We start from the raw sequence: 17,616 nt of genomic DNA on the forward strand, positions 1-17,616 counted from the left end.
CAGCCCCAGCCACCGCCCCCAAGCGCCAGCGCGGGGGAAGTTCGACGGCGAACAGCGCCGACACCCGCACCCGCGGACCACGGCAGAGCGTCATGTCCCGCAGTGCCGCGATGCTCATCATGGGGGTCTTCACCCTCTACTTCCTGACACCTATCTGGTGGCTGCTGACCACGTCCACCAAGACGGGCGGCGAGGTCACCTCGACCGCACCCCTGTGGTTCACCGCGGACTCCCTCGGGACGTTCTTCGGCAACCTGGGACGGCTCTTCTCCTACGGCGACGGACTGTTCGGCCGCTGGCTGCTCAACTCCGCCCTCTACGCCGGCGTGGGCGCCCTGATCGGCACGATCATCGCCGCGATGTGCGGCTATGCGCTCGCCAAGTACGAGTTCAGGGGACGCGAGGCGATCTTCAACATCGTCCTCAGCGGCGTCCTGGTCCCCGCGACCGCCCTGGCCCTGCCCCTGTTCCTGATCTTCAGCCAGGTGAACCTCACCAACACCATGTGGGCGGTGTTCCTGCCGAGCCTCGTGAGTCCCTTCGGCGTCTACCTGGCACGGATCTACGCCGCCGCCAGCGTGCCGGGGGAACTGCTCGAGGCGGCCCGGCTCGACGGCTCCGGAGAGATCCGCACCTTCTTCACGGTGTCCACACGCCTCATGGCACCGGCGCTGGTGACGATCTTCCTGTTCCAGTTCGTCGCGATCTGGAACAACTTCTTCCTGCCCCTGATCATGCTCCGCGACCAGGACCTCTTCCCCGTGACGCTGGGCCTGTACGCCTGGAACAGCCAGATCAGCCAGATCCCCGAACTGCGGTCCCTCGTGATCGTCGGGGCGCTCGTCTCGATCCTCCCGCTGATCATCGCCTTCCTCGCACTCCAGCGTTTCTGGAGCAGCGGGCTCGGCGCCGGCAGCGTCAAGTAGCACCACTCCCCGACCAGCACTCCTGGTGCGCCGGCGTCCGCCCCGCACCGCACTGCTCAATCAACCGATAGGAAAGACAATGCGCGCGCATTACGGAAAAGTCACCGCGGCCTTTGCCATGATCTCTGCGCTGGCTCTCTCCGGCTGTTCAGCCGGCGGAGACAGCTCCGAGGCAGGGGCCGAAGCCGTCCCCTGCGAGGCCTCCGAAGGACCCGTCGAACTGAGCTTCACCACCTGGGTCCCGGGCATGGACCAGGTGGCCGAGCTCTGGAACACCGAGAACCCTGACATCCAGGTGAAGGTGCAGACCGGCCCCAACGGCAACTCCGGTACCTACCAGAACTTCTTCAACCAGATCCAGGCGGGCAACGCACCGGACCTCGGCCAGATCGAGTACGACGCCCTGCCCAACTTCCGCGTACAGGACGGTCTCGAGAACATCGCCGAGTGCGAGGGCATCGCCGACGCCCAGGACCAGTTCGTGGACTGGACCTGGGGCCAGGTGACCTTCGGTGAGGAGGGCTCGGTCTACGCGGTCCCGCAGGACAGCGGCCCGATGGCCATGTACTACCGCGCGGACCTCTTCGAGCAGGCCGGCATCGCGGTTCCCACCACGTGGGAGGAGTACGCGGCGGCGGCGGAGCAGATCAAGGCGCAGGGCTCCTACATCACCAACTTCCCGAAGACGGACGTCAACTGGTTCGCGGGCATGGTCTGGCAGAACGGCGGCCAGTGGTTCGCCAACGACGGCGAGAACTGGGACGTCAACCTGACCAGCCCCGAATCGGAGGAAGTGGCCACCTACTGGCAGGATCTGCTGTCCAAGGACCTCGTCTCCACGCTGCCGTCGTTCTCGGACGAATGGAACGCCTCGTTCAACACGGGCCAGCAGTGGACCTGGGTCTCTGCCGTGTGGGGTGCGACCACCCTGTCCGACGGCGCGCCCGACACCTCCGGCAAGTGGGCCGTCGCCCCGATGCCGCAGTGGGAGGACGGCGGAGAGGCCGCCGGCAACTGGGGCGGTTCCTCCACCGCGGTCCTGAAGGGCTCGGACCACCCGGCCGAGGCCGCGAAGTTCGCGCTCTGGCTGAACACCGATCCCGAAGCACTCGCGCTGGCCAACGAGCTCGGCGGCCTCTACCCCGCAGCGAAGTCGGCCACCGACCTCGAGGCCTTCGCAGGCGGCGTCGAGTACTACGGTGGGCAGAAGATCTACGACGTCTTCGCCGACGCTTCCGCGAACGTGAACCCCGACTTCACCTGGGGTCCCACGATGACGCAGACCTACACGGACGTCTCGGATGGATTCGGTGCTGCCATCGGTGGCTCCGGCACCCTGATGGACGCCCTCGAGAACGGACAGCAGAAGACCGTCGACTCGCTGAAATCGCAGTCGATCCCCGTCTCCGAGTAGTACCGGCGCACCTGCCGGAACGTCCCGAAGCGCCGCGTCCCGGAAGGGGCGCGGCGCTTCGCGCGTCGACGGCGTGCTCCTGCGGTTCGCGGATGCTCCCGTCGAGGCCGGGCGGCAGCACCCGGCGTTCCCGGACGTCCACGCCCTCCGTGCTCTTGCAGCCCACGTACGGCAGGACGTGCTCCGCCCCTGGCCGCTCCGCTGCAATAGGCTTGCCGGATGAGCTCCCCGCAGCCTCTCCCCGAAGACCGTGTCCGCGCGGAGGTGCAGGCATCGCGCCTCTCCGGAACGTCCGACGCGGACTGGTCCTCGTTCCTGGCGCGCTTCGATGCCGAGTTCCCGCGCCTGCAGGCCCTGTTCCATCGCATCTACGGTCCGGGAGCGGATGGAGAGCTCCTGCAGGTGGTCCTCGACGCCGCAGCGTCCTGGCAGGACCGGCCCGCGGACCTGAAGGCCCTCGACGCCGCCCGCGCCATGGCGCCGGACTGGTTCGCCTCGAACCGGATGCTCGGCGGGGTCTGCTACGTGGACCTGTACGCGAGGAACCTCGCCGGACTGCGCGACCGGATCCCCTCCCTCCGCGAGCTGGGCCTGACGTACCTGCACCTGATGCCGCTGTTCCTGGCGCCGGCGGAGAACTCCGACGGCGGCTACGCGGTCTCGAGCTACCGCGACGTGGACCCGGCGCTCGGGACCATGGACGACCTCGCGGACCTCGCCCGCGAACTGCGGGAGAACGGCATCGCCCTCGTGGTCGACTTCATCTTCAACCACACCTCCGACGAGCACGACTGGGCGCGCCGAGCCGTCGCCGGAGACCCGGACTACGAGGACTTCTACTGGATCTATCCCGACCGGGGCATGCCCGACGCCTACGAGCGGACGGTCCGCGAGATCTTCCCCGACGACCACCCCGGCTCCTTCGTGCAGCTCGAGGACGGCCGCTGGATCTGGGCAACGTTCCACTCCTTCCAGTGGGACCTCAACTACCGCAACCCCCGGGTCTTCCGGGCCATGGCCGGGGAGATGCTCTTCCTCGCGAACCAGGGCGTGGACATCGTGCGCATGGACGCCGTCGCGTTCATCTGGAAACAGCTCGGCACCACCTGCGAGAGCCTCCCCGAAGCGCATCTGCTCCTGCAGGCCTTCAACGCCGTCTGCCGGCTCGCAGCACCGTCGCTGCTGTTCAAGTCCGAGGCGATCGTCCACCCCGACGAAGTGGTCCAGTACATCGACCCGGGTGAGTGCCAGCTCAGCTACAACCCGCTGCAGATGGCCCTGATCTGGAACTCCCTGGCCACCCGGGAGGTGTCCCTCCTCGCCCAGGCCCTCGAACGCCGGCACGACATCCCCGACGGCACCGCCTGGGTGAACTACGTGCGCAGCCACGACGACATCGGCTGGACCTTCTCCGACGAGGATGCCGCCGAACTGGGCATCAACGGGCACGACCACCGCCGGTTCCTCAACGCCTTCTACGTGAACCGGTTCCCGGGTAGCTTCGCCCGCGGCGTGCCGTTCCAGGACAACCCCCGCACCGGGGACTGCCGCATCTCCGGCACCACCGCGTCCCTCGCCGGGCTCGAAGCGGCCGAGACCGGAGGCACGGAGGAGGCCCCCGGTGCCGCCGTCGCGCGGATCCTGCTGGCCCACTCGATCATCCTCAGCACCGGCGGCATCCCGCTGCTCTACCTCGGCGACGAGGTCGGGCAGCTCAACGACTACACCTACCTCTCCGACCCTGCGAAGGCCGGCGACAGCCGCTGGGTCGGCCGGCCGGCCTACCCGGTCGACCGCTACGCCACCCGGCAGGACCCCGCCACGGACGCCGGGGCCGTCCACACCGGCCTCGTCCGCCTCATCGAGGTGCGCAAGCACACCCCCGAGTTCACCGGCGGCCGCCTGGTCCCCTTCCACACCGACAACCCGCATGTCCTGGGCTACCAGCGGCCCGGCCTGCTCGACGGCGAGGACTCCACCGTCCTCGTCCTCGCCAACTTCGCCGACACCCCGCAGGATGTCAGCGCCCGGACCCTCTCCGGCCTGCCGGAGAGGGTCATCGAACTCATCACCGGGCGGCGGGCGCACCTGACAGCGGGTATCACCCTCGAACCGCACGGCGTGCGCTGGTTCAGGGTCCGCGCCGAGGTCTAGGCCCGGGCCCCGTCGGCACCGCCTGCCGGCGCAGGGACACGCCGCCGCCCGACCCGCCTGCTACGCCTCCCGGCGCGAGAACTCCCCCGCAGCCCGGACCTGCTCCGCCGTGGGACGGACACCTGTGTAGAGGACGAACTGCTCCTCGGCCTGCAGTGCGACGACCTCCGCACCCGTGATGACCGGCTTGCCCGCTGCCCGGGCGGCGAGGATCAGCGGCGTCTCCGACGGGGAGGCGACGACGTCGAACACCACCCGTGCCGCCTCGATGGCGGCTGCCGGGAAGGCGAGGGCGTCGGCGTCCGCGCCGGCCATGCCGAGCGGCGTCACGTTGAGGATGAGGTCGGCCGTCGACTCCCCCACCGCCTGCTGCCAGGCGAAGCCGTACAGGTCCGCGAGAGCCCGGCCCGTGCGCTCGTTGCGGGCCACGACGGTCACCCGGGTGAACCCGGAATCACGCAGGGCTGCGACGACGGCCTTGGCCATGCCCCCGGACCCCTGCACGAGGACCGAATGCGACGTCGGCACGGCATGCTCCCGCAGGAGCCGCTCCACCGCGAGGTAGTCGGTGTTGTACGCGGTGAGGACGCCGTCGTCGTTCACGATCGTGTTGACGGAATCGATCGCCTTCGCCGAGGGGTCCAACCTGTCGACGAGCGCGATGACGTCTTCCTTGAACGGCATCGAGATGGCGCAGCCCCGGATCCCGAGACCCCGCAGGCCCGCGATGGCCGCCGGCAGGTCCGGGGTGGTGAAGGCCTTGTAGATGAAGTTCAGGCCCAACTCCTCGTAGAGGTAGTTGTGGAAGCGCGTCCCGATGTTGCTCGGCCGCGCGGCCAGGGAGATGCAGAGGGTCATGTCTTTGTTCAGGATGGGCACGGTGCATATTCTTCCAGCAGCATGCCCGCGCGGGCGAGCGGACCCGCTCCGCGCCGCGCCAAGCACTAGCATAGGGACGAGTCTCTTTCCGCGACGGCGCGTCCCGAGGCACCAATCGATGAGCCCGTACCCGTCAGGAGCCGCTTCCTTGAAGATCGACTTTGCGCAGTCAGCCCAGTCCACGCTCGGCGTCGAGTGGGAACTGGCGCTCGTGGACCGCTACAACGGGGAGCTCGTCCCCGTGGCCAACGAGGTGCTCCGCGGGGTCAGCGCGAACCACCCGGAACTGCAGGACGACGACGAGCACCCCCACATCAAGCAGGAACTGCTGCTCAACACGGTGGAACTCGTCACCGGCATCTGCACCACCGTGGACGAGGCGAAGGAGGACCTGTCCCGCTCGCTCGCCGCCGTCCGGGAGGTCACCGACCCGATGGGCGTGGAACTGTTCTGCGCCGGTTCGCATCCCTTCAGTGCGCCGCGTTCCCAGCAGGTGACGGACAAGGAACGGTACGCGAAGCTGATCGACCGCACGCAGTGGTGGGGCCGGCAGATGGTCATCTACGGCGTGCACGTCCATGTGGGCCTCGACCACCGCGACAAGGCGCTCCCTGTGGTGGACGGCCTGACCAACTACTTCCCGCACTTCCAGGCGCTCTCGGCGTCGTCGCCGTTCTGGGGCGGCGAGGACACGGGCTACGCCTCGCAGCGCGCGCTCATGTTCCAGCAGCTGCCCACGGCGGGCCTGCCCTTCCACTTCGACGACTGGGCGGCGTACGAGTCCTACGTCCAGGACATGTCCACCACGGGAGTGATCGACGCCGTCAGCGAGATCCGGTGGGACATCCGCCCGGTCGGGAACCTCGGGACGGTGGAGATGCGCGTGTGCGACGGCCTGTCCACGCTGCGCGACGTCGGTGCCGTCGCCGCCCTCACGCAGTGCCTCGTCCACGAGTTCTCGCAGATCCTCGATGCGGGCGGCAGCATCCCCACCATGCAGCCCTGGCACATCCAGGAGAACAAGTGGCGGGCCGCCCGCTACGGGCTGGACGCCATCATCATCCTCGACGCCGACGGCAACGAGCAGCTTGTGACGGACCACCTCGCCGACGTGCTCACCCGGTTGGAGCCCATCGCCGCGAGACTCGGCTGCAGCAGCGAGCTGGCCGACGTCGAGGGCATCATGCAGCGCGGAGCCGGGTACCAGCGCCAGCGGCGCATCGCCGAGGAGCACGACGGCGACCTGCGCGCCGTCGTGCTGGACATGGTGCAGCAGCTGCGCGAGTAGCGGGCACCGACACCGGCCACGGCGCCTCCACCGCGACCGGAAGCACCGGCCCACATGTCCGGCTGGACGGCAGCCGTCGCGATCCTCCTCATCCGTGGGGTCGTCTCCTTCCTCGCCGGTTTCGGTCGAGCCCTAGGCGCCCTGGTCATGCTGTCGGTGTTCTACGTATTCCCCCTGGACGACGGCGCGGCAGCGGGTACCGCGGACGCCGCGAAGACCGATGCCTGCAGGGAGGAGTGGCTGGGCAGGCGAGCTGCGCGGCGTCGGGAAAGTGCACCCGACGATCCGGACGCATGGTTGCCCGCTTTCGGATCCCCCAGCGGACGAGGGGCACCGGATGCTGTTCCCGGCGGGTTCTCGAGAAGGCGATCAGCCCGACGGGAAGAGCGTGGGGATGCCGATGGCGCTGACCAGAAACAGCGTGTCGACCAGCCACGATGACCGTCCGGCGTCTACCACGGCGATTCCTCGTCCGAACGCTCCCGTGAGGAGCACGCTCACCAGGCCGACGAGACCGACTGACACAGCAGTGATCCGGGCGGCCTCGGGACGGTGGCGTCCACGGCTCCATGCGCGACCGAACAGGATCACGATGCCTGTGGAGGCGATGAAGCCCAGGAGCAGGAGGACGGACACCATCAAGGGGGAAGGATCCTCCATGGTGGGTGAATGATGGGAAGCTTGCTTGGTCGGCACGAGGGAAAGCAGGATCTGATGGCTTCAGCAGTGACGTTGATCCGATCCACCGCGCTGACGGACGCAGCCCAGTATGCCTACGCCGCCACCGCGCCGGCCGATGCGCGACTGATCTTCCTCGCGGGGTCCTGTCCCCTCGATGAAACCGGGGCAACAGTGGGAAAAGGCGATTACGCAGCACAGGCGGAACAGTGCGTTCGAAACATGACGACGGCTCTCCACGCAGCTGGAGCGGTTATCGAAGACGTCATCAGCACCCGCGTGCTCGTGGCATCGACCGATCGGGGTGATCTCGTCGACGCCTGGGAGGTTGTACGCCGAGCGTTCGGTGCCCATGACGTACCGAGCACCCTGTTGGGCGTGACGGTTCTTGGATATGAGGACCAACTCGTGGAGATCGAAGCCGTGGCCGCTGTCCGCACCTGAGGATCCGCGTCAGCGTTCGGCGAAGGATCCTGCTACGGCACAGCCGAACCGGTGGCATCCTGCTCGTCGTCGTCGCCGGCATCGGCCCATCCCGTGCGACGTGAAGACCTACACCCGCGTCATGAGGCGACGAACTCGCCGAGCGCGGTCAGGAGGCGATCGACGTCGTCGTCGTTGTTGTAGGGAGCCAAGCCGACCCGCAGGGCGGCGCTGTCCTCGAGGTCAAGGCGACGGAAGGCTTCGTAGGCGTAGAAGGACCCCGCCGGCGCGAGGATGTTGCGATCCGCGAGGAATCGGTAGGCGTCCGCGGAGGACCGGCCCGGGAACGTCACCAGCAGTGTCGGTGTCCGATCTTTGGCTTTCGAGTGCAGCACGACGGCGTCACCCAGTTCCGCCAGCCCTGCCTCGATGCGGGAGCGCAACGCGAGCTCGTGCTCGTCGACCAGATGAGCGGATGCAAGAAGGCGCGCACGGCGGCCGGTCCCGGTTCCCGGAGCGATCGCTGCCAGGAAGTCCACGGCCGCCGTGGTTCCGGCCATGATCTCGTACGGGAGGGTGCCGAACTCGAACCGCTCCGGAACCGCGTTCGTGGACGGCAGCAGCTTGTCCGGTTGCAGCGACTCCAGCAGCTCCGGGTCGGCCACGAGAACACCGCAGTGGGGTCCGAGGAATTTGTAGGGCGAGCAGGCGAAGAAGTCAGCTCCCAGCGCCTTCACGTCGACCGCCGCATGAGCGGTGTAGTGCACGCCGTCCACGTAGACCAGAGCGCCGACCCCGTGCGCGGCATCGGCGATGCGCCGCACCGGCGGTTTCGTGCCGAGCAGGTTCGAGGCGGCGGTGATCGCCACCAGCTTCGTGCGCTCGGTGATCGCGGTCGCGACGGACGCTTGGTCAATCTCCGTGGTGTCCGGCTCGAAATCGATCCAGCGTACGATGGCGCCGACCGCGTCGGCTGCCTGCACCCAGGGGCGGATATTGGAGTCATGGTCCAGCCGTGACACCACGACCTCGTCGCCCGGCTGCCACGTCTTGGCGAGGTGGCGGGAGAAGTCGTAGGTGAGCTGCGTTGCGCTCCGCCCGTAGACGACCCCGCCGGGATGCGCCCCGAGCAGGTCGGCCATCGCCGCCCGGAATCCGCTGACCGCCGATTCGGCGTTCCTCTCCGAGCCCATGCCGAGGCCGCGGTTGGACAGCGGCCCGGTGATGGCGTCGGCTATCGCGGCTCCTACGACGGCGGGGGCCTGCGTCCCGCCGGGGCCGTCGAAGTACGCGGTACCGGTGCGTAGGGCGGGGAAGTGCGCGCGGAAGGCCGCGATGTCCAGGGTCATGCCGCTACTTTCTCAAGCGGGGGCCGAAACGGGAAACATTGCGGGCGAGAGTCGCTCGACGTCAGCTCTTCCGCAGAGGGAGAGCTCCCGCTGGCGTCGGAGTGATACGACCGCAGTCCGTGCTTCACTCCGAGCCGGATGATCCAGTACAGGACCAGCCCGAAGATCACCGGCACGATGACCCAGACGACGAGAACGATCAGGAACGAGAATCCATCCAGACGCACAGCTACCCCCATCGGTGAACGATCAGATGCTCGAGCGTAGCGCGCGGGTCCGAGACTTCGGCCACCGCCGGCCGAGCGAGATCAGCTGGAGCGGAGGGTAGCCGCGCGTTGTTGCCGGCGAAGGCGGTCCCGCGTCAGTCGACCACACCGCACAGGGCGAGTCCCAGGAGGTCTGGATCTGCGGCGTCGTGGACGCCCGCCTCGAAGGTGACAGTCTGTTCGGAGGGATCGGAGAAGACGATCCTGCCCACGTCGCGCATGATGATGCCGGCGCCAGGATCAGTGGCCAGGTATCTGTGTCCCACCACCGTGACGGTGTATTCGTTGGTGCCGGGTACGCGGGTGTAGGTCTGGACGAAGTGTGCCCCCACTTCGACCGACGTCATGGTGTCCAGGTTCGTGAGGACATCGCGTGGTGCCGACACCTGCATCCTGAATCGGGTCACGTTGCCTTGCTCGTCGAGCCAGAACAGAGACTTCGTGCTCGAGGTTCCGCTGATTCGGACGTCGAAGTCATCGCCGCAGCTGAACTGGAAGTCGTAGCTGTCGACCGTCACCGGATCGCGTTCGGGTCCGGCTGCGACAACCGAAGAGGCACCCGTCAAGGACAGGCCGAGCACGGCGACGGGCACGAGGAGGCGGGGATTCTTCATGACGGCTGCCTTTCGTGGAAGGGCGGGGCAGCGGAGTCGCCGTCACGTCGTGCCTAAAGGGTGCGCGTGAGTGAACGGGCTGTCAACGGCGGTCCGCTGTCAGCGAGCGGTCACTGGGTTGGACGCTTGAACCTCGCACGGCTGCAGTGTCCTCGTGCTCGACGCCGGCGGTGTCGGGCGCAGGAGGGAGTGGCCAGGCCGGCGAGCTGTGCGACGTTCCACCCAGACGCCTAGCTGTACGCTCACGGCTCCTCACCGACGGCGTCAGAAGCTAGTCCGTCGCTGCATCGTCGTCGTTTTCGGGCTGCTCCCCACCCCAGATCGCCTTCGGGTAGATGCCCTCGGCAACCAGTGAGCTGGGACGACTGTTCAACGAGTGTGGCTCCAGGACCTCACCGAGAATGAGGATGGCGGCTAGTTCACCAGGGTGGCGGAGGCCCCGGAAGCCATCGTTGTTCAGCGACTCGAGACGGAAGCGCCGGCCGAACTGATGGGGCCCCTGATCCACGACGACAGCGAGCGTCTCGTCGTCCAAAGGGTATACGGCGACGAGGTTCCACTCGTCCCGTGGGGTGGCGGAGATGTGGTCGAAGGATGCCCTGAAGGCTGCGATCCATTCGACCATGGAGTAGTTCATGCGGCCTCCATGGCAGCTGTTCCCGTGCGCGTCACGGCTGAGACGACGGTGTTCTCCTGCACATGGTGACCTGCTCCGAGGGAGTAGGGGACGGCGTGGCCGGATACGGGTCAGGGGTTACGGCGTGAGAACGCTCGTCGCGCGTTGAAGCTGACGATGCCGACCATGAACAGTGAGAAGAACACCTTGATCACCAGGGGTGTGTTGTCGAAGTGGACCCACAGGTAAGTAAGGATGCCTATTGCGACGATGGTGCTGATGATGAATAGCGTCTTCGCGACAGGGGGGTTCGAGGTCATGGCCTATGTCTACCGGGGCGGTGCTGCAACAACAAACCGGTCCTCATGGAAAAGGCGGACCTCCGCAGGCCGCCATCCACCGAGATCTTTCAGCCGCCCGGAAGCCGGTGGACCTGCGTCCGGCTTCGTAGGTGACGGTGGGGATCCCTCTCCGTACACGGGTGAGTTGGATTCGTGAGCAGGACGGTCGAAGTGGGCGATGCCTCCCGTGTCAGGCAGGAGTGATGTGTCGCGAGGGAATCGGGCTCGAGTAGACCACGCTGGTCGTGATGCCACCGAGGGTAGCGAGGCGACCGGTGATGCGTTCGAGGTCGCGCATCGAGCGTGCCAGCACCTTGATGATGAAGCAATCCGCTCCGGTGACGTGGTGTGCTTCGATGATCTCGGGCATCGCGTCGACGAGGTCATGGAACGGCTTGTAGTTGCCGGTGGGGTAGGCCAGTCGCACGAACGCTGTCACCGCGTACCCGAGAGCTTCAGGATCGACGGTGATGGAGTACCCGGTGATGACCCCGCCATCGGTGAGGCGCCGGAGACGATCGCTGGTCGCGCTCGGTGAGAGATTGATGGCCCGGGCGAGTTGCGCGACGCTCGTCCGTCCGTCCTGCTGCAGGTGGCGCACTATCGCTTCATCGGTTGCGTCGAGGTCCAACCGTGGGTTCGATGGCATAACGGTGAATGTACCGTGGTTCCACGGCCGTCGGCGCTTCTGCACAATCGATGTGCTGTTCCAGAAGAGCGTCGGAGGAGATTCGATAGATGCATGCCTCCTTCTCTTTCCGCCGCTGACTTCTTCGCTGCGAAGCTCGCCTATGAAACCGACCCTGCGGACCTGGCTGCTGAGCGTGCATCTGGCCTCGGCCCGATCGTGATCGATACCCGCTCGGCCGCTTCCTGGAGGCAGGGCCGCATTCCGGGTGCCGCCCACATTCCGAACGCAGAGCTCGAAGCACGCATCACCGACGTCGCCCCCGCCCTGGATGCCGCCATCGTCGTCTACTGCTGGGGACCGGGCTGCAACGGCAGCACCCGCGGCGCGTTGAACCTGGCGTCGCTGGGCTATACGAATGTGCGCGAACTGATCGGCGGGTTCGAGTACTGGTCCCGCGAGGGCTTCGCCACGGTCAGTGATGAGGGGCGCGCACGCCGTTCACCGGACCCCCTGACAGCACCGTCCACACCGCGGCATGACGAGCGCGACACCGCCTGACAGTCGCAGAACTCTCCCTGGATGGCTACCGGCTTCCCTCGCACGTCGACGCCGAAGGCAACGGGAACGGTCTCGTCTGCGGCAAGCCGCTCGCCCCGGTGGACCAGGAACGAGTGTGCCCTGCTGTCACCTGCCCGGTGGACGTCATCTACAGCTTCCGGGACGACGAAACGACTCGGTAGCAGCCTGGTCTTCGGAGCCGATCCGGCTCGTGGGTTGTCGCGGTGGGCGGAACACGGGCTTCGACCCTAGACTCGGGGAAGATGGATCAGCGCGCCCATGAGGAGTTGGACAGTGGCAGACAGCAGCAGATTGGATCCGGCGAAGGATTTCCCGGAGGACCTGTCGACCGTGGACAGGGACGACCTGGACATCCTGAACAGCAGGAACCACCGGTCGCGGGACCGCCAGTTCGTCGAACATCATGAGGTGGATGCCGAGACCGAGGGCCAGCACCACGAGCTCCGCGAGGAGCTGGATCGGCGTCAGGCCATCCGGGACGCTCCGGCCGAGGAGACGGCCGAGGAGACGGGCGAGAGAGCGGTCCGCGAGTCCTGAGCCGCTCCGGGATCACGGCTGTGGTCCCGCGGCAAACCGCCTGCGGCAGGGAGGGTCTCCCCTCGGGCCTTTGCTAGCGCGAGCCCCCGGTGAAGCGGTCGTCCGTCGTCGGGTTGTCCGCGGGCGAGTCCTCGAGTCCGACGTTGCCCGCGAGCGTCTCGACGGACGGGTCGCCGTCCGGGACTGCCTGATTCGCGATGAGGTCGACCTCGTCCGCAGCGGTCAGCGGCCCGTCCTGGATCTGGCCGACGTCGGTCGGATCGATCCCCTCGGTGCTGCCGAGATCCTTCAGGTGATGTTCTTCAGTCGGCTGGTCCATGATCCCGAGCGTAGGCCCGCCGCCGGCTCCCCCGCAGCCCCCGTGGAAGCCGCACTCCCGTCTTGCACCTGCCGGGAGTGCGGTGTACCGGGAGGGCGATTCTTCGACCGGCGTCAGCGATCGGTCAGTACGAGGGCGTAGCCGAAGGGTTGCAGCGTGACGCCGTCCACGGCGAGGCCCGTGAGGGCGTCCTCGCCCGCCACCTCGATCTCCGTGGCTTCTACGCCGTGGTTGATGACGGTCAGCAACCGGCCACGGCGGATCGCCTCCACCATCGGCGGCAGTCCGGGCAGCACCGGCTCCACGCCCGCCGCTGCGAACAAGTGCCCGAGCACCTGCCGGGCGCCGTCGTCGTCGGGCACCGTGGCGAGGTAGTAGGCGGCTCCTGCCCCCTCGCGGCGCACTGTCAGTGCCGGCCGGCCGTGCTGGCGGGCCCCGTCGAAGGTCGCCAGGACCTCGGCGTCGACGACGTGGGCCTCCTCCGCGAGGTAGGAGCCCGCGAAGCCGAACCCGCGGCCGGCGATCCGCGCCTGCTGCTGCCCGGGCCCCTGCGAGTCCGGTGCGACGAGCGCGCCGAAGTCCTCGACGACGATCCCGAGCAGGTCGCGCAGCTGCATGCCGAACCCGCCCGGACGGAAGCGGTCACTCTCGTCGACCACGTCGCTGAAGGCCGTGACCAGCAGGTGTCCGCCCTGCTCCACGAAGGCGACGAGGTTGCCGGCGGATTGGTCCGTGAGCAGGTAGAGGTGCGGAGCGATGACGGCGTCGTACGTCGTGAGGTCTGCCGTGGGCGGCAGGATGTCGACCTGCACATGGAGGCGGTGTGCGGTGTCGTACCAGCCCCGCACGAGGGACAGGTAGTCGAGGGAGGTGGGGTGGTCGGGGTTCTCGATGGCCCACCAGTTCTCCCAGTCGAGCAGGATGGCGACGCGCGAGGAACCGTCGTCGGCGGGCAGTCCCGGCAGCCGGTCGAGCTCCTGCCCGAGTGCCACCACCTCCCGCCACGTCCGCGTCTGCGTCCCGGCGTGCGGCAGCATACCGGAGTGGAACTTCTCCGACCCCGCCCGCGACTGGCGCCACTGGAAGAACAGGATGCCGTCGGCTCCACGGGCCACGGCCTGCATGCTCTGGGCCGCGAGCTGCCCCGGCGCCTTCGGCGCGTTCGACGGCCGCCAGTTGACGGCGTTGGACGCCTGCTCCATCAGCAGCCACGGGGTGCCCGGTTTGAGCGACCGCATGAGGTCCCCGTGGAAGGCGCCCTCGCGGAAGCTCTCGGGGTCGTTGGGGTCCGGGTACAGGTCGTCGCTGATGACGTCCAGCTCCGGCGCCCACTGTGCGTAGTTCGCCGGTTTGAAGGCGCCCATGAAATTGGTGGTGACGGGCTGCGTCGCGCCCGCGGCGCGGATGATGTCGCGCTCCATCCGGTAGCACTCGAGGAGCATGTCGGAGGTGAACCTGCGGTAGTCGAGGAGCTGGCCGGGGTTGTGGCTGTAGGGCGCGTGGCGGGGCGGGAAGACCTCGCCGAAGCTGCCGTAGCGCTGGGACCAGAACATGGTGCCCCAGGCCTCGTTCAGAGCGTCCACCGTTACATAGCGCTTCTCCAGCCAGAGGCGGAAGGCATCCCGAGCCGCATCGGAGTAGTCGACATTGAGGTGGCAGCCGTACTCGTTGTTCACGTGCCAGAGCACCACGGCGGGGTGCTGCGCGTAGCGCTCCGCGATCCTCGTCACGAGTGCGGCGGCGAGCTTCCGATAGGCGGGCGACGACGGCGCGTAGTGCTGGCGGCTGCCGTGCCAGTAGGGCGACCCGTGCTCGTCCGCGGCCAGCATCTCCGGGTAGGCGACGGTCGCCCAGGGTGGTGGCGACGCCGTCGCGGTGGCCAGGTCCACGGCGATACCGGCGTCGTGCAGGAGGGTGATGATGCGATCCAGCCAGTCGAAGTCGAACTCGTGCTCGGACGGCTGGATCCGGGCCCACGAGAAGATCCCGAGGCTGACCATCGTCACCCCGGCCTCGCGCATGCGTGCCACGTCATCAGGCCAGATGTCCTCGGGCCACTGTTCGGGGTTGTAATCGCCGCCGTAATGCACGCGAGCTCCAGGGGTAGTCGGGGTGGTCGGAAGGATGGTCAGGACCGGGTGGGGCGGTCCCGCACGGAGGTCGCCAGCGCCGCGAACACCAGGCATCCGATGCCCGGGACCACGAGCGGTGGCAGCTGCCATGCGACGATCGCCGTCAGGCCCACCGCGAAGGCGAGCCAGACGACGCCCGCCGGGTCGCGCCGCACGTCGCGGACCCACTGGATCCCGGCGGTGCGCCATGAGCGTGAGTCCTGCCAGCGGGCCGTCGTCCCGGCAAGGGCTGCCAGCAGGGCGACCAGCAGGACGACGCCCATCGCCAGGACGAACTGCCACCCCGGCAGGATCCGCGCAGCGGCGACGACGATGTCGAGCAGCAGGAGCGCGACGCCCAGCACGACGCCCAGACCCACGAGCCAGCCGGTCCGCAGGGCTGCGGTGAAGTCCGCGGCGAAGTGGCGGAGGGAGGAGTCCTCGGCGCGGAGGAAACGGTGGAGATGGGCCGAACCGGCAGCGAAGGCCGCAGGGATCGTGACGATCCCGAGGCCCGCCACACAGCACAGCACCCCGACCCACAGGACCTCTCCGAACAGGGCGAAACGGGCGGACGCCCCGGGCCAGCGCAGGCCGCTTCCGTCGCGGGTGGCGGCTTCCCGCCCGCGAACGGCCTCGCGCCGGCGCCGGCTCATCCCTTGAGGCCCTGGGTGGCGACGCCGTCGACGAGGAAGCGCTGGAAGATCACGAAGAACAGCATGACCGGCAGCAGTGCGAGCACGGAGATCGCGATGGTCGCGCCGTAGTCGGAGGTGCTCGTCTGGTCGTTGAAGATGCGCAGGGCGAGCGGCAGGGGGTATTTGTCCGGCGAGTTCAGGTAGAGCAGTGGGCCGAGGAAGTCGTTCCAGCTCCAGATGAACGCGAAGATCGACGAGGTGATGATGGCGGGCTTGATGAGCGGCAGGGTGATGGAGAAGAAGATCCTCGCGTGACCGCAGCCGTCGATGCGCGCGGCCTCGTCCAGTTCCCGGGGCAGGTTGCGGATGAACTGGACCATCAGGAAGACGAAGAACGCCTCCGTGGCCAGGAACTTGCCGGCCAGCAGGGGCCAGAAGGTGTCGATCAGTCCGAGGTTCCGGAAGATGATGTACTGCGGGATGATCAGCACGTGGAAGGGCAGGAGCAACGTCCCGATCATGGCGGCGAAGAGGATCTTGCTGCCGCGGAAGTTGATGCGGGAGAAGGCGTACGCGGCCATCGAGGACGAGATGACCGTGCCGATGACAGCACCGACGCCGAGGAGCAGGGAGTTGAGGAAGAACTTCCAGGTCGGGATCCCGGCAATGCCCTGCATCACCTTCACGAAGTTGTCGAAGGTCGGATTCTCGGGGAGGAAGCCCTGGTTGCTGCCGAACTCGGAGTTCGGCTTGAGCGACGCCGAGACCATCCACAGCAGCGGGTACAGCACGATGGCCGTGAGCGCGACGATGCCGATGATCCAGATCGCGGTCGGGATGTGCCGGCGCATCGGACGGCGCCGGGGCGCCCGCATGGTGGGATCGTCGGGGTTCACCGGGACGGGGACGGCAGGGTTGGATTCGATCGTGGTCACTTGGAGTCTCCTGCGTAGTGGACCCAGCTCCTGGAGGTGCGGAACAGGATGAAGGCGAGGACGCCGACGGCGAGCAGCAGGACCCATGCCATCGCCGAGGCGTAGCCCATCTGGTTGTTGGCGAAAGCCCTCGTGTAGAGGTACACGGTGTAGAAGTTCGTGGCGCCGCCCGGGCCGCCTGTGCCGGAACCGATGATGTAGGCCGAGGCGAACACCTGGAAGGCATTGATCATCTCGAGCAGCAGGTTGAAGAAGATGACCGGCGAGAGCATCGGAACGGTCACGCTGAGGAACTTGCGCCAGGCGCGCGCCCCGTCCACCGATGCCGCCTCGTACAGCTCGGCAGGGACCCCCTTGAGCCCGGCCAGGAAGATGACCATCGGGGCGCCGAACTGCCAGATCGCGAGGAGGATCATCATCGGCATGATGAGCGACGGGTTGCCGATCCACCCGCCGAGGTTGATGCCGAAGAGGTTCAGCGTGCCGTCGACGGGGCCGTCGGTGGAGAACATGGCCCGCCAGACGATGGCGATGCTGACGCTCGCTCCGATGAGGCTCGGTGCGTAGAACGCCGAGCGGAAGAAGCCCGTGCCGCGTGCCTTGTAATTCAGGAGCATCGCCACGCCGAGTGCGGCCGCGAGCTTGATGGGCGTTCCCACCAGCACGTAGACCAGGGTGATCCGCACCGAGCTCCAGAACTTCTCGTCCCCGGCCATGCGGGTGAGGTTCTCGAGCCCGGTCCACTCGGGAGCGGTGAAGAGGTTGTAGTCGGTGAACGCGAGGTACAGCGAAGCCACCATGGGGCCGAGGGTGAGGCCGATGAAGCCGAGGAGCCACGGGGAGAGGAAGACGTAGCCCGCCACGGTGTCGCGGTTTCGGGAACGGCGGGGCCGGGGCGTGCCGCCACAAGGACGTCTA

General features: G+C 67.6%; 19 protein-coding genes. 7 read left to right on the forward strand and 12 right to left on the reverse strand.

Translation table 11 applies throughout. The features are described from left to right. Window positions 1-92 precede the first annotated feature (92 nt). The 3 genes from CVO76_RS08550 to CVO76_RS08560 all read left to right on the forward strand — a co-directional run bounded on the left by CVO76_RS08550 (window position 93) and on the right by CVO76_RS08560 (window position 4,494). The gene (locus CVO76_RS08550) at window positions 93-926 is read left to right on the forward strand and encodes a carbohydrate ABC transporter permease (RefSeq protein WP_133082590.1); all 834 of its coding nucleotides are present in this window, start codon (window positions 93-95) and stop codon (window positions 924-926) included. Between the two features lie 79 nt (window positions 927-1,005). Further along, a complete protein-coding gene (locus CVO76_RS08555) occupies window positions 1,006-2,340 on the forward strand; it encodes an ABC transporter substrate-binding protein (RefSeq protein WP_133082499.1) in 1,335 nt (444 codons plus the stop codon). A gap of 219 nt (window positions 2,341-2,559) precedes the next feature. Then, a complete protein-coding gene (locus tag CVO76_RS08560) occupies window positions 2,560-4,494 on the forward strand; it encodes an alpha-amylase family glycosyl hydrolase (protein WP_208738977.1) in 1,935 nt (644 codons plus the stop codon). 60 nt (window positions 4,495-4,554) lie between these two features. On the opposite strand, the gene CVO76_RS08565 is transcribed toward CVO76_RS08560, so the two are convergent. Then, window positions 4,555-5,352 carry a shikimate 5-dehydrogenase gene (locus CVO76_RS08565; RefSeq protein ID WP_208741756.1) on the reverse strand — a complete coding sequence of 266 codons (798 nt, stop codon included), beginning with the start codon at window positions 5,350-5,352 and terminating at the stop codon, window positions 4,555-4,557. Between the two features lie 169 nt (window positions 5,353-5,521). Here CVO76_RS08565 and CVO76_RS08570 point away from each other — a divergent pair, with 169 nt between their 5' ends. Further along, window positions 5,522-6,661, forward strand: coding sequence for a glutamate--cysteine ligase (locus tag CVO76_RS08570; RefSeq protein ID WP_133082497.1), 1,140 nt, complete (start codon window positions 5,522-5,524; stop codon window positions 6,659-6,661). 369 nt (window positions 6,662-7,030) lie between these two features. On the opposite strand, the gene CVO76_RS08575 is transcribed toward CVO76_RS08570, so the two are convergent. Further along, window positions 7,031-7,321, reverse strand: a complete 291-nt coding sequence (locus CVO76_RS08575) for a hypothetical protein (RefSeq protein ID WP_208738978.1) — start codon at window positions 7,319-7,321, stop codon at window positions 7,031-7,033. A gap of 54 nt (window positions 7,322-7,375) precedes the next feature. Here CVO76_RS08575 and CVO76_RS08580 point away from each other — a divergent pair, with 54 nt between their 5' ends. Beyond that, the gene (locus CVO76_RS08580; RefSeq protein ID WP_208738979.1) at window positions 7,376-7,783 is read left to right on the forward strand and encodes a RidA family protein; all 408 of its coding nucleotides are present in this window, start codon (window positions 7,376-7,378) and stop codon (window positions 7,781-7,783) included. A gap of 119 nt (window positions 7,784-7,902) precedes the next feature. Here the strand turns inward: CVO76_RS08580 and CVO76_RS08585 are convergent, their stop codons facing one another. The 5 genes from CVO76_RS08585 to CVO76_RS08605 all read right to left on the reverse strand — a co-directional run bounded on the left by CVO76_RS08585 (window position 7,903) and on the right by CVO76_RS08605 (window position 11,597). Next, entirely contained in the window at window positions 7,903-9,111 is a 1,209-nt protein-coding gene (locus CVO76_RS08585; protein ID WP_208738980.1) for a cysteine desulfurase-like protein, read from the reverse strand. 361 nt (window positions 9,112-9,472) lie between these two features. Then, the gene (locus CVO76_RS08590; protein ID WP_133082493.1) at window positions 9,473-9,991 is read right to left on the reverse strand and encodes a hypothetical protein; all 519 of its coding nucleotides are present in this window, start codon (window positions 9,989-9,991) and stop codon (window positions 9,473-9,475) included. Window positions 9,992-10,262: 271 nt separating this feature from the next. Next, window positions 10,263-10,628 carry a hypothetical protein gene (locus CVO76_RS08595; protein WP_208738981.1) on the reverse strand — a complete coding sequence of 122 codons (366 nt, stop codon included), beginning with the start codon at window positions 10,626-10,628 and terminating at the stop codon, window positions 10,263-10,265. Window positions 10,629-10,738: 110 nt separating this feature from the next. Continuing rightward, window positions 10,739-10,927, reverse strand: a complete 189-nt coding sequence (locus CVO76_RS08600; RefSeq protein ID WP_208738982.1) for a hypothetical protein — start codon at window positions 10,925-10,927, stop codon at window positions 10,739-10,741. A gap of 211 nt (window positions 10,928-11,138) precedes the next feature. Then, window positions 11,139-11,597, reverse strand: coding sequence for an Lrp/AsnC family transcriptional regulator (locus tag CVO76_RS08605; RefSeq protein ID WP_133082490.1), 459 nt, complete (start codon window positions 11,595-11,597; stop codon window positions 11,139-11,141). Window positions 11,598-11,690: 93 nt separating this feature from the next. Here CVO76_RS08605 and CVO76_RS08610 point away from each other — a divergent pair, with 93 nt between their 5' ends. Together CVO76_RS08610 and CVO76_RS08615 are read left to right on the forward strand one after the other, a co-directional pair. Further along, window positions 11,691-12,137 carry a rhodanese-like domain-containing protein gene (locus CVO76_RS08610; RefSeq protein ID WP_208738983.1) on the forward strand — a complete coding sequence of 149 codons (447 nt, stop codon included), beginning with the start codon at window positions 11,691-11,693 and terminating at the stop codon, window positions 12,135-12,137. 294 nt (window positions 12,138-12,431) lie between these two features. Then, entirely contained in the window at window positions 12,432-12,695 is a 264-nt protein-coding gene (locus CVO76_RS08615; protein WP_208738984.1) for a hypothetical protein, read from the forward strand. A 73-nt stretch (window positions 12,696-12,768) separates the two neighbouring features. Here the strand turns inward: CVO76_RS08615 and CVO76_RS08620 are convergent, their stop codons facing one another. The 5 genes from CVO76_RS08620 to CVO76_RS08640 all read right to left on the reverse strand — a co-directional run. Then, window positions 12,769-13,014, reverse strand: coding sequence for a hypothetical protein (locus CVO76_RS08620; RefSeq protein WP_133082487.1), 246 nt, complete (start codon window positions 13,012-13,014; stop codon window positions 12,769-12,771). 113 nt (window positions 13,015-13,127) lie between these two features. Next, the gene (locus tag CVO76_RS08625; protein ID WP_244185829.1) at window positions 13,128-15,104 is read right to left on the reverse strand and encodes a beta-galactosidase; all 1,977 of its coding nucleotides are present in this window, start codon (window positions 15,102-15,104) and stop codon (window positions 13,128-13,130) included. 38 nt (window positions 15,105-15,142) lie between these two features. Beyond that, window positions 15,143-15,781: a hypothetical protein gene (locus tag CVO76_RS08630; RefSeq protein ID WP_208738986.1), complete on the reverse strand. Its 639-nt coding sequence runs from the start codon at window positions 15,779-15,781 to the stop codon at window positions 15,143-15,145. Further along, on the reverse strand, window positions 15,778-16,638 hold the full coding sequence (locus CVO76_RS08635) for a carbohydrate ABC transporter permease (RefSeq protein WP_208741757.1): 861 nt from the start codon (window positions 16,636-16,638) through the stop codon (window positions 15,778-15,780). Before CVO76_RS08635 ends, CVO76_RS08630 begins: the two co-directional genes overlap by 4 nt. Before the next feature lie 56 nt (window positions 16,639-16,694). Then, a partial coding sequence (locus tag CVO76_RS08640; protein ID WP_432206089.1) for a carbohydrate ABC transporter permease occupies window positions 16,695-17,616 on the reverse strand: 922 nt, incomplete at its 5' end.

Origin of the sequence: Arthrobacter agilis, from assembly GCF_002953615.1 — a bacterium.
GTDB classification, from domain to species: Bacteria; Actinomycetota; Actinomycetes; order Actinomycetales; family Micrococcaceae; genus Arthrobacter_D; species Arthrobacter_D agilis_B.